The sequence below is a fragment of the Chryseobacterium aquifrigidense genome (assembly GCF_006716485.1).
In the GTDB taxonomy this organism is placed as follows: domain Bacteria; phylum Bacteroidota; class Bacteroidia; order Flavobacteriales; family Weeksellaceae; genus Chryseobacterium; species Chryseobacterium vietnamense.
Window position 1 is genome coordinate 525,806 of sequence record NZ_VFPD01000001.1, and the last position, 12,638, is coordinate 538,443.

General features: G+C 35.6%; 7 protein-coding genes. 5 read left to right on the forward strand and 2 right to left on the reverse strand.

Annotated elements, in window-relative coordinates; all coding sequences use genetic code 11:
• Positions 1-947 precede the first annotated feature (947 nt).
• The gene (locus tag FB551_RS02340) at positions 948-1,652 is read left to right on the forward strand and encodes a class I SAM-dependent methyltransferase (protein ID WP_142014600.1); all 705 of its coding nucleotides are present in this window, start codon (positions 948-950) and stop codon (positions 1,650-1,652) included.
• Between the two features lie 194 nt (positions 1,653-1,846).
• Here the strand turns inward: FB551_RS02340 and FB551_RS02345 are convergent, their stop codons facing one another.
• Together FB551_RS02345 and metG are read right to left on the reverse strand one after the other, a co-directional pair.
• Complete coding sequence (locus FB551_RS02345) at positions 1,847-2,512, reverse strand: hypothetical protein (protein ID WP_142014602.1); 666 nt, start codon at positions 2,510-2,512, stop codon at positions 1,847-1,849.
• Positions 2,513-2,576: 64 nt separating this feature from the next.
• On the reverse strand, positions 2,577-4,613 hold the full coding sequence (metG, locus tag FB551_RS02350; RefSeq protein WP_142014605.1) for a methionine--tRNA ligase: 2,037 nt from the start codon (positions 4,611-4,613) through the stop codon (positions 2,577-2,579).
• 335 nt (positions 4,614-4,948) lie between these two features.
• Here metG and FB551_RS02355 point away from each other — a divergent pair, with 335 nt between their 5' ends.
• The 4 genes from FB551_RS02355 (at position 4,949) to FB551_RS02370 (ending at position 12,627) form a co-directional block, all read left to right on the forward strand.
• Positions 4,949-7,687 (forward strand): SusC/RagA family TonB-linked outer membrane protein, encoded by a 2,739-nt coding sequence (locus FB551_RS02355; RefSeq protein WP_142014608.1) that lies wholly within the window; start codon positions 4,949-4,951, stop codon positions 7,685-7,687.
• A gap of 5 nt (positions 7,688-7,692) precedes the next feature.
• Positions 7,693-9,291: a RagB/SusD family nutrient uptake outer membrane protein gene (locus tag FB551_RS02360; RefSeq protein ID WP_142014611.1), complete on the forward strand. Its 1,599-nt coding sequence runs from the start codon at positions 7,693-7,695 to the stop codon at positions 9,289-9,291.
• 20 nt (positions 9,292-9,311) lie between these two features.
• The gene (locus FB551_RS02365) at positions 9,312-10,388 is read left to right on the forward strand and encodes a SusE domain-containing protein (RefSeq protein ID WP_142014613.1); all 1,077 of its coding nucleotides are present in this window, start codon (positions 9,312-9,314) and stop codon (positions 10,386-10,388) included.
• A gap of 82 nt (positions 10,389-10,470) precedes the next feature.
• Positions 10,471-12,627 carry a glycoside hydrolase family 97 protein gene (locus FB551_RS02370; RefSeq protein WP_142014616.1) on the forward strand — a complete coding sequence of 719 codons (2,157 nt, stop codon included), beginning with the start codon at positions 10,471-10,473 and terminating at the stop codon, positions 12,625-12,627.
• The last annotated feature ends 11 nt before the right edge of the window (positions 12,628-12,638 follow it).

A 12,638-nucleotide genomic window follows, 5' to 3' on the forward strand; every position in this document is an offset into this window, starting at 1 on the left:
TCTTAAAAAATATGCACATCCTTAAAAAATTGCGATCTATTGCGTTATAATAATGTGCCCAAATGCTATCATGAAAATTCTTTTAACGCTGGGACCGCAAAGTTTTTTAATCTGACCTGAAAATAATTTCGTTCGCAAGGGCATTTCATTTAGCTAAGATATTATTGTTTCATTGCTGAGTGGAACGCCTTAGCGCTCTTAAAAAATATGCACATCCTTAAAAAATTGCGATCTATTGCGTTATAATAATGTGCCCAAATGCTATCATGAAAATTCTTTTAACGCTGGGACCTCAAAGTTTTTTAATCTGACCTGAAAATAATTTCGTTCGCAAAGGCATTTCATTTAGCTAAGATATTATTGTTTCATTGCTGAGTGGAACGCCTTAGCGATCTTAAAAGAGTAAGTGTGTCCTTAAAAAAAAATTGCGATCTACTACGTTATAATAATGTATTCAGATGCTATCATGAAAATTCTTTTTAATGCTGGGGCCGCAAAGTTTTTAATCCGACCTGAAAATAATTTCGTTCGCAAAGGCATTTCATTTAGCTAAGATATTATTGTTTCATTGCTGAGTGGAACGCCTTAGCGATCTTAAAAGAGTAAGCGTGTCCTTAAAAAAAAATTGCGATCTACTACGTTATAATAATGTATTCAGATGTTATCATGAAAATTCTTTTTAATGCTGGGGCCGCAAAGTTTTTTAATCTGACCTGAAAATAATTTTGTTCGCTAAGGCATTTCATTTAGCTAAGATATTATTGTTTCATTGCTGAGTGGAACGCCTTAGCGATCTTAAAAGAGTATACCTGTCCTTAAAAAAAATTGCGATCTACTGCGTTATATAATAATGTCCATAAATGTTACAATGAACAGCAAGATACGTAACTCAAAAAACCTGAATCTCAAACTTTGAACTTTGCATTCTGAAGCCGTATCTTTGCGCTATGAAAGATTTAATGGGCAGAGCGATCTGGGATTATTACCACAATGAAAATCCTGAAGACCTGCAGACTGAAACATCAATTTCTGAGCTGGATGAACTTCCGGTAGAATATTTATTCAGAGATTTTGAAGAAATGAATGATATTGAGCAGAAAGCACTGCAGTTATCCGAAGGAAAGGTTCTGGATATCGGAGCGGGTGCGGGTTCTCATGCTTTATATCTTCAGAATGAAAAAAATCTTGATGTGACAGCATTGGATATTTCACCAAAATCTATTGAAGTCTGCCAGCTGAGAGGCATTAAAAAAGCAGTTTGTGAAAATATGCTTGACTTTTCAGGAGAGACTTTTGATACGATTTTGTTGTTGATGAACGGTACCGGTGTTTTTGAAAGCCTTGCGAAAATTGATACTTATCTTCAGAAGCTGCATACTTTATTAAACGATAAAGGGCAAGTTATGATTGACAGCACAGATATTCTTTATATGTTTGACCGCGATAAAGATGGTGGAGTATACATTCCTGCGGGTGGATATTACGGGGAACTGGAATATATGGTTCACTACAAAGGAGAATCTGAAGAACCGATTACCTGGCTATATCTTGACTTTAATACGTTGAAAAATGCAGCTACAAATAATGGTTTCAAAATAGAAAGAGTATTGAGGGATGAAGATTCGTACCTGGCAAAACTCACTAAGAAATAATTGATAACAAGTCATTGCGAGCTGAAAGCGAAGCAATCTCAACAAATAATACATTGTCATTCTGCAAACAGGATGGCAATTTTTGTTTTTTGTACTTCTCTCTAGCCCCGATAGGAACGGTTACCCCACAGCATGGAGTTGGCTCCCGGGCCAGGCGCGAGGAGTAAAAGTGGATAGCGGGAAACAGCTCCTTATTATTGTCTAAATATATTGATAGCTCTTGCCAATGGATAAAAAGAAAACCATTCCGGAGAATAGAAATACATCAGAACAGCAGTTACGGCACATAAAATCACTGGAAGAATATAAGATTCTGCACGGTAAGGAAGTTTTTTTGGAGTTGCTACAACACTGATGACAAGTAAACCCAAAGCACCTGCTGCAATGACTCCAATTTCGGGACTGTATCTGGAAGTGGTACCAAAGTCAAAATGGGAAAGCAGAACGTATTTTTGAAATATAAAAAACAGAAAGGCAAATGCCAGTGCTAAGAAGCTTGCAAGGTATTTTTTTAGTTTAATTAAATTAAGGAACAGTAAAATAGACCCCGGGATCGGAGAGAAAAAAACGGAGCTGACTAAAATAGTCATTCGGGAATAAAGCTTAACAGCCTGCGGATCTTCTGTGATATGGTCTTTCCAGACTTCTACCTCTTCGGTATGCTTTGCTTCCTCTTCTTCTTTTTTATTCTGAATCAATTGCTGAACAGCTGTTTTTTCTATTTCACTGAAAGTACGTCCTCTTTCTTCCAGAATTTCGAAAGCGATCTGAACGGCTTCCGGAACAAAACGGTTGCCTTCTTTTAAATATCCCTCTAATTCCTGATCGGAAAGCTTTCTTAAAACATTTTTGTTAACCATAAGCTGTAGATAAAAGAAAGGCTGCTTCTAGTGAAACAGCCTGTTATCTTTATAAGGATTCTAATTATCCAATCTCAATACCGTTTTCAACATTGCTGTCGTCCGGTGTTACGAAAGATAATTTTCCGTCTGGTTTAGTTGTTAATAATAACATTCCCTGAGATTCAATTCCTCTGATTTTTCTTGGAGCAAGGTTCAGAAGGATCATTACTTGCTTACCAATTACTTCTTCAGGCGTGAAACTTTCTGCAATCCCCGAAACAACAGTTCTTACATCTACTCCTGTGTCTACAGTAAGTTTTAGTAATTTATCTGCTTTTTCTACTTTTTCAGCCTCAATAATTGTAGCTGTTCTAAGGTCTATTTTAGTAAAGTCATCAAACGTGATCTCTTCTTTCATAGGGTTTGCGTTAGGGTTTGTTTTTTTATTGTTTTGTTTTGTGTCTTCCAGCTTTTTGATCTGAGCCTCGATGACGTCGTCTTCAATTTTTGAGAAAAGAAGTGATGATTCGTTGATTTTATGACCAGTTTCAATTAATACTGATTGATTTTCAATAGTGTTCCAGTCTTTCTTCTCAACATTGAACATGTTCAATAGTTTTTCAGAACTGAAAGGCATGAAAGGTTCACATAACTGAGCTAATGCAACAGCTATTTGTGCTCCAACGAATAATGAGTGAGCCGCTTTTTCTGGGTTATCTTTAATCGTTTTCCAAGGTTCTTCAGTCTGAAGATACTGGTTTCCAAAACGGGCAAGATTCATTAATGCTGTTAATGAATTTCTGAACTCATAATTTTCTAGGAATCCTGAGATTTCTTTTGCAGACTTACTTATTTCCTGCAGTTCAGGGCTGTTCACATCTCCCTGTGGGACAACACCATCATAATATTTATGAATAAGAACAGCAACTCTGTTGATAAAGTTTCCGAAGATTCCTACCAGTTCAGAATTATTCTTAGTCTGGAAATCCTTCCATGTAAAGTTATTATCTTTGGTTTCCGGAGCCGATGAAAGAAGAGCATATCTTAAAACATCCTGTTGTCCAGGGAAGTCTTCTACATATTCATGAGCCCATACCGCCCAGTTTCTTGACGTTGAGATCTTATCGTTCTCAAGGTTCAGGAATTCAAACGCAGGAACATTAGCCGGCATAATATAATCTCCATGCGCTTTCATCATTGAAGGGAAAATAATACAGTGGAATACAATATTATCTTTTCCGATAAAATGTACAAGGTCACTGTTTTCACTTTGCCAGTAATCTTTCCAGTCTTTTCCGTTCTTTTCTGCCCATTCTTTGGTGAAAGAGATATAACCGATAGGAGCATCAAACCATACGTATAATACTTTTCCTTCTGCATTCGGAAGAGGAACAGGAACTCCCCAGTTCAGATCTCTGGTCATGGCACGAGGCTTAAGGCCATCATTCAGCCACGATTTAACCTGTCCATATACGTTAGGTTTCCAGTCGTCTTTATGGCCCTCAATGATCCACTCATTTAAAAAGTCTTCATATTCGTTTAATGGCAGATACCAGTTTTTTGTTTCTTTAAGGATAGGAATATTTCCGCTAAGCATTGATTTCGGATTGATCAGCTCGGAAGGAGAAAGGGTAGAACCACATTTCTCACACTGGTCACCATAAGCATTTTCGTTACCACAATTAGGACATGTACCTACAATATAACGGTCAGCAAGGAATTCACCTGCCTGCTCATCAAAATACTGCTCAGAAATTTCTTCTGTGAATTTTCCTTTCTCGTATAAAACCTTGAAGAAATCCTGGCTGGTTTCATAATGTTTTTTAGACGTTGTTCTTGAATATTCATCAAATGAAATTCCCAGATCAGTAAAAGATTTTTTTATGATCCCGTGATATTTGTCCACGATATCCTGAGGAGTTACTCCTTCTTTTTTAGCTCTTATGGTAATAGGAATCCCGTGCTCATCCGAACCACAGATAAACGCTACATCTTTTCCTAATCTTCTCTGAAATCTTGCGTAAACATCCGCAGGAATATAAACACCTGCCAAATGTCCTATATGAACCGGGCCGTTTGCGTAAGGCAAAGCTGCCGTAATCATCTTTCTGTTTGACATTTATAGTAAAGTTTTGACTGCAAAGATAAGGAATATCTGTCGAATACCGCTATTAGTGGCATTATTATGATGAAGAAAGCAAATTTCAGGAGCTGAATATGAAAATAAGTTAAATGGTTGTTTAACATTTTCTTAATTTAAAACAAATGCTATGCATCGCATAAGACGTTGTAAATTATTGGATTTTAAAAAACTAACTAAAATCGGTTTCGTAATATACATAATTTTAACTAAAATTATATTAAATTTATAATAATTCTATTTTTTTTTTAAATTGCGAGTCTGGCTCTGGGCCAAAATATGACTGAAAAACGAAACTATAAAAAAATAAGATTGTGAAGAATTTTACAACAGTATTAAAAATCGCGCCCGCTTTTTTACTGGCCAGTACAGTAATACATGCGCAGAAAAAAGATTCTCTTCCTCAGGAGAAGAAGATAGACGAAGTTGTCTTGATTGGATATGGTAAGCAGAAGAAGACAGATCTTACAGGATCTATTTCTTCTGTATCATCCAAAGATTTTAATGGGGGAGCAGCCACTGCTGATCAACTAATTGTTGGTAAAACTCCTGGGGTTCAAATTACCGGAAACAGCGGTGCTCCTGGTTCAGGTTCTACAATTAGAGTAAGAGGTGGTTCCTCATTCATTAATAATGATCCGCTAATTGTTATCGATGGTGTTCCTATAGATTTTAACAGTTTGAGTGGAGCAACGAATCCCTTATCATTGATTAATCCGAATGATATCGAAACATTTGATATTTTAAAAGATGCATCTTCTGCAGCTATTTACGGTAACAGAGCTTCGAACGGAGTTATATTAATTACAACGAAAAAAGGTACAGCAGGTAAATTCAAAGTTAATTTCAATACTAATTTTTCCGTCTCTACTAAAATGAGTAATGTAGATGTTTTGGATGCAGATCAGTTTAGAAGTTTTGTAAATACTTTTGGTACAAATGTTCAGAAATCTTATCTCGGTACTGCAAATACTAATTGGCAGGATAAAATTTATCAACAAGCCTGGGGGACAGATAATAATGTCGCATTTTCCGGGGGGATAAAAGGTTTGCCATATAGAGTATCTTTGGGATACAATGAGCAAAACGGGATTGTAAGAACAAATGAATTCAGAAGAACTTCATTAGGTTTAAATTTTTCACCTAAATTTTTTGATAATCATTTAACAGTTAATGGTAATTTTAAAGGAACTTTTTCTGAGAACAGATTCCCAGATGCTGGAGCTATTGGAGCTTCTATTTATTTTGATCCAACGCAGCCAGTATATTCAGGGAATTCTAAATATGGAGGATATTATGAATGGTTAGATCCTGCCAATACAGCAACAGGTTTAAACGTAAATGGAACAAGAAACCCATTAGGTTTATTATATGGTAAAAGAGATATTTCATCTGTCTTTAGGATTATTCCAAGTCTACAATTAGATTATAAGTTTCATTTTTTACCTGAATTAAGACTGAGCATAACAGGATCTTATGATTATGCAAAAAGTGATGGTTCTGTTAACACATATAAAGAATATGCTCAAGGAATTGGAACTTTAGGATCTTATCGTTCATATTCTCAGGAGATTAAAAGTAAATTATTTGAATCTTATCTGAATTATGTAAAAAAGATTAATGCGATTAATACAACTGTAGATATTATTGGTGGTTACTCTTACCAAGATACACGATCGATTACTCCGGCAGCTCCTACCTATTATGGAAATGGTCAAAAAACCGATTTTTCAACTGCAGGAGATACGCAGAGAACTTTACTGTCTTTTTATGCCAGAGGTATCTTTACTATAGCAGATAAGTATATTATCAATGGTTCTATCAGAAGAGACGGTTCTTCAACATTTTGGAATGGAGCTGATAAAAACCTGTTATGGGGCAATTTCCCAGCAGTATCAGTTGCGTGGAAAATTAATGAAGAAAGTTTCTTAAAAAGCATTTCAGCGATTAGTTCATTAAAAATAAGAGCAGGTTGGGGTAAAACAGGTCAGCAAGAAACAGGTAATTTCTATCCTGCATTTGGTTCTTATTCTTATAGTAATAGTAGTACTGCACAGTATCAGTTTGGTAATAGTTTCTATACATTACTTCGTCCGGATGTTTACAATCCAAACTTGGTTTGGGAAACAACAACTACTAAAAACTTAGGTTTGGACTTTGCAATTTTAAATAATAGAATTAGTGGTTCAATAGATTATTTTGATAAAAAATCTGAAAACCTTATTGCAAAAGTACCTACCTGGGCAGGTGATTTAAGTAACTTTAATATTAAAAATGTTGGAATTATTGCTAATAAAGGTTTTGAAGCTAACTTGAATTTGGTTCCGGTGAAAAATGAAAGTATAACTTGGGATGTAAATCTTAATGCTACCAGATTTAATCCTAGGGTTACAAGTTTATCTCAATATGTAGATTCATCATATAAAATTCAAGTAGGAACGCTTACCGGTATTAATAACTACATTCAAGCAATTACAGTTGGTCAGCCCCTTAATGCGTTTTATGTTTATCAGCAAGTTTATGATAGCAACGGAAAGCCTTTAGAAGGAGCTTATGTTGATAGAAATGGTGATGGGAAATCTACTGAAGATGATAAATACTTCTATAAATCACCAAATCCTGATGTAATCTTAGGCTTTTCTACAAAGGTAAGTGTAAAGAAATGGGAATTTAGTACATCGCTTAGAGCTGTTTTAGGAAATTACGTTTATAATAATTCTGCTTCTAATAGCTCAATTGCAAATATTCAGGCGAATAATTTCTTGAGCAATACAAATTCAAGTGTTCTAGCAACACAGTTTGCTACAACACAACTTTTCTCGGATATGTTTATTGAAGATGCATCATTTCTTAGAATGGACAATTTCTCAATTGCTTATAATGCAGGAGAATTTATGGGAAAAGGAACAAATTTAAGAGTAAATGCAATGGCACAAAATGTTTTTGTGATTACGAAATATAAAGGTGTAGATCCTGAGGTATTTGGAGGAATTGACAATGGTTTCTATCAAAGACCGAAAGTGTATTCAGTAGGGTTTAACTTCCAATTTTAATCAACATGAAAAATAAATATTTATATAAAAAAATAATTATAGGGTCTATTACTCTAGGGACTCTATTCTTTGCAGGTTCTTGTACACAAGATCTTGAGAGAGAACCAAGTTTAGGATTAACAGCTACTGTTTTATACAAAGATTTTAATAATTATAAACCTGCTTTAGCTAAAATTTATGCAGGACTAGCAATTGGGGGGCAGGGAGATCAAAATAATGCAGATGGTAATACGGATATAGGTGGAATTGACGGTGGTTTCTCAAACTATCTTCGTCAAATGTACAGTATGCAGGTTTTAACAACAGATGAAGCTGTTATTGCTTGGTCTGATGCAGGTCTTCCGGATATGCATAATATGACTTGGAATGCTTCCAATCCTTTTGTTGCAGCGATATACTATAGAATATTCAATGTAATTGCTGTAAGTAATGAATTTATTAAAAATACGACTGACGAAAAACTTTCTACAAACGGAATCACCGGAAGTAATCTTACAGAAGCAAAATATATGCGTGCTGAAGCTCGTTTTCTAAGAGCTCAATCGTATTATCATGCAATGGATCTGTTTGGAAATGTACCAATGGTAACTGAGACTACTGATATCATTAATACACCTCCTCCAAGAATTGCTAGAGCAGAACTATTCAAATATATAGAGTCTGAGCTTTTAGCTTGTGCAAATGAGCTTAAAGATGCAAGAAGTAATGAATATGGCAGAGCAGATAAAGCTGCTGCTTGGTCTTTATTAGCAAGACTATATTTAAATGCACAAGTTTATACAGGCACAGCAAGATATACGGATTGTATCACATACTGTAATAAAGTAATAAATGCAGGATATTCATTAAAGTCAAACTATCCATCATTATTTATGGCAGATAATAATGTAAATAATCCTGAAGTTATTTTATCTGTAAACTATGATGGTACAAGTACAAAAACTTACGGAGGTTCAACTTTTATGGTACACGCTGCAGTTGGAGGCTCGATGCCTGCTTCTCAATTCGGAATCAATGGAGGTTGGGGTGGTATAAGAACTACAAAATCTTTTGTTAATCTATTTGCAGGTTCCCCAAGTGACAAAAGAGGAAATTTCTATACAAATGGCCAAAATTTAGAAATAAATAATATATCAACATTTACAGATGGTTATGCATTTATTAAATATAAAAATATAAAGTATTCTAATGGGGCCCCTGGATCAGATGTATCAGGTAATTTTGTTGACGCAGATATTCCTTTATATCGTTTAGCGGATATTTACCTTATGTATGGTGAAGCAGTTTCAAGAGGTGGATCAGGAGGAGATGCAGCCACTGCATTAGGATATGTAAATGCCTTAAGGACCAGAGCTGGAGGAACTACTGTTGCTTCAATTAATACCGATTTTTTCTTAGACGAAAGATCTAGAGAAATGTCTTGGGAAGCAACGAGAAGAACAGACCTAATTCGTTATGGTAAATTTACGTCAGGTTCATATCTATGGCCTTGGAAAGGTGGTGTAAAGGAAGGTAAAGGTGTAGATGAATATAGAAATCTTTTCCCTATACCAGCAAATGATATAGTAGCTAATCCTAACTTGGTTCAAAACCCTGGATATTAACTTTTAAACACAATCTAAAAATGAAAAACTTTTTTAAAATTTTAGCAATAGCATTTATTGGAATTTTTGTTATTTCATGTGAAAAAGATGAGGACCAGGTAATTATTACAGAAACTGTAAAAAGTAAGATTACACCAGATAAAACAACTATTGTTTTAGATAAGGCTAATCCTGACAATGTAGCTCTAAATATCACTTGGAATAAATCAACCTTTAACGTACCTGTAGTTTATACACAACAGTTGCAATTTGCAATAAAAGGGAAAAATTTTAAGGATGCTTCTACTATGGAAGTGACAACTTCTCCTCTAAGTTTTACTAATAAACAGCTTAATAATATAGCATTAGGCTTAGGAGCTGCTACTAATGTAGTTGCTGAGATTGAAGTTCGGCTAAGAACTTTGATTGGTGCTGCACCTTTCTATTCTGATGTGAATACCTTAAAAGTAACGCCCTATCTTTTAGGGCCGGTTTACAATTATAATGATCTATATCTGATTGGGGATGCTACATCGGCAGGATGGGATAATACAGATACAAATACGAAGTTTCTTCCATTACAAAAAACAGCTGCAGGAGGAGTTTATTCTTATACCGGATATTTTGCACAAGGCGGTTTTAAAATGATTAAAACTCCAGGATCCTGGAATACTCAATATGGAATGGGCACTGCAGGTACATTAAGTACAAGCGGTTCTTCAGGAAATATTTCTGTGTCTGCTGCTGGATATTATAAATTGACAGTTGATATCAATACTTTAACATATACTTTTACTTCAATTGGATCTCCAACGGTTACCTATAATACGATTTCAATGATTGGAACTGCATCAGGAGATTGGAATACAGATCTGGATTTACAGAAGTCAACTTTTGATTCTCACATTTGGGTTAAGAAAAATGTTACTCTAAATTCAGGTGAATTCAAATTCAGAGCAAATCATGATTGGGGAACAAACTGGGGAAAAGCTCAGGAGTTCTTTGGTATAGCTGAGCTTGGAGGAGGAAATATTCCGGTAAGTGAAACCTTTAAGTATGACGTATATTTCAATGATATCACTGCGGAATATTCGGCAATTCCAATATTTTTAAATTAATTAGAAACTCAACTCAACTAAAATAAAGCAAAGTGCTGCTTTACCGCAGCACTTTATTTTTTAAGTTAATTAAATAGTCATTATGAAGAAAATTACAGTTGGAGCGCTTTTGCTCTCAATGATGTTTACAGGTGTGAAAGCCCAATCTTTAAAATCTCCGGACGGAAAGTTCGAAATGAACTTTCAGTTGAAAGAAGGAGTACCTTACTACAACCTTAAGTATAATGGAGCGGTAGTGGTAGAAGATTCTAAATTGGGATTGAGATTATTTAAAGACACAGCTATAAAGTTCGCTTCTGAGATTGCCAAACCAGAAGATGCAAAATACGATCTGAACAACGGTTTTGCAAAGACAGATGAAAAAAGAGACTTCAAAAATGAAACCTGGCAGCCGGTTTTAGGAGAAAAGAAAAATTATATTAATCATTACAACGAACTGGCAGTTACCCTTAACCAGGCTTCTACAGAGAGAAGTATTGTGGTAAAGTTCAGGTTGTTTAATGATGGTCTGGGATTCAGATATGAATTCCCACAACAGAAAAACCTTAATTATTTCGTCATTAGAGAAGAAGATTCTGAAATCGATTTCCCTACCGATATGAAAGCATGGTGGATGGTTGCAGATTATGATTCTCAGGAATACCAGTATCAGGAGACCAAAGTATCTGAAATCCCTTCAAAATGGGACAAAGCATACGATGCAAACGCTTCCCAGTCATTGGTGAAGAATGCAGTACAGTCTCCCTTGATGCTTAAAAAAGAAGGAAAAGAGCCATTGTATATCAATGTTGCTGAAGCTGCAGTATTAGATTATCCGGCTTCCCATCTTGAAGTAGACGCACAGAACTATAAGTTCAAAACGCATTTGACTGCTGACAGACAAGGAGCGAAAGGATATATTCAGACTCCTTCAGTAACGCCTTGGAGAACCATTATTGTAGCTCCAAAAGCAGAGCAGGTGATGGATTCTAAAATGATCTTCAACCTTAACGAGCCTACGAAGTACACTGATACTTCTTACATTCACCCTACAAAATACATGGGTGTTTGGTGGGAAATGATCATTGGAAAATCACAGTGGGCATATTCTACTGCGGAGAATGTTCATTTGGGTAAAACTGATTTTACAAAATTAACTCCAAACGGAAAACATGCAGCCAACAATACAAAAGTTAAAGAATATATTGACTTTGCCGCAGAAAACGGATTCCAGGGATTGTTGATTGAAGGTTGGAATGTAGGTTGGGAAGACTGGTTCGGACACTCAAAAGAATTTGTTTTCGATTTTATTACTCCTTACCCGGATTTTGATATCAAAATGTTGAATGAATATGCTCATTCGAAAGGAATTAAACTAATCATGCACCATGAAACTTCAGGTTCTGCCACGAACTATGAAAGATGGGCGGATAAAGCGTTCCAGACGATGAATAAGTATGGCTATGATGCTGTGAAAACAGGATATGTAGGAGATATTATTCCTAGAGGAGAACATCATTATTCTCAGTGGACGATTAATCATTATTATAGAATTGCTGAAAAAGCAAATGACTATAAAATCATGGTTAATTCCCACGAATCTGTACGTCCAACAGGAGAAAGCCGTACCTATCCGAACTACATCTCTGCAGAAGCAGCACGTGGAACAGAGTATGAAGCATTCGGAGGAAACAAGCCAGATCACCAGACAGTTCTTCCATTTACAAGATGGATGGGAGGTTCTATGGACTATACACCAGGAATTTTTCAGACAAAACTTGACTATTATTTCCCTGGAGATAACCGTTTTGTAAAAACTACGCTGGTAAAACAGCTGGCACTTTATGTAACTATGTATATGCCGCTTCAGATGGCTGCAGACCTTCCTGAAAACTACAAAAAGCATATGGATGCATTCCAGTTTATCAAGGATGTGGCAGCAGATTGGGATGATACCAAAATTTTGTCAGCAGAGCCCGGTGATTATGTAGTTACAGCAAGAAAAGCAAAAGGAACTGAAAACTGGTTTGTTGGAGGTATTACCGATGAAAACAAACGTGAGTATACAGTAGATTTCTCATTCCTGGATAAAGGAAAGAAATATGAGGCAACGATCTATGAAGATGGAAAAAATGCTGATTATATTGATAATCCTCAAAGCTATAACATCTACAAGAAAGAGATTACAGGAAAATCAAAAATTAATTTTAAAATGGCAAGAAGCGGCGGTTTCGCAATTTCTATCAAACCAGTAAAATAATTGTAAAGATA

Coding starts and splice junctions, on each gene's coding strand:
- FB551_RS02340 (WP_142014600.1), top strand. CDS start 948: ATGAAAGATTTAATGGGCAGAGCGATCTGGGATTATTACCACAATGAA.
- FB551_RS02345 (WP_142014602.1), bottom strand. CDS start 2,512: ATGGTTAACAAAAATGTTTTAAGAAAGCTTTCCGATCAGGAATTAGAG.
- metG (WP_142014605.1), bottom strand. CDS start 4,613: ATGTCAAACAGAAAGATGATTACGGCAGCTTTGCCTTACGCAAACGGC.
- FB551_RS02360 (WP_142014611.1), top strand. CDS start 7,693: ATGAAAAATAAATATTTATATAAAAAAATAATTATAGGGTCTATTACT.
- FB551_RS02365 (WP_142014613.1), top strand. CDS start 9,312: ATGAAAAACTTTTTTAAAATTTTAGCAATAGCATTTATTGGAATTTTT.
- FB551_RS02370 (WP_142014616.1), top strand. CDS start 10,471: ATGAAGAAAATTACAGTTGGAGCGCTTTTGCTCTCAATGATGTTTACA.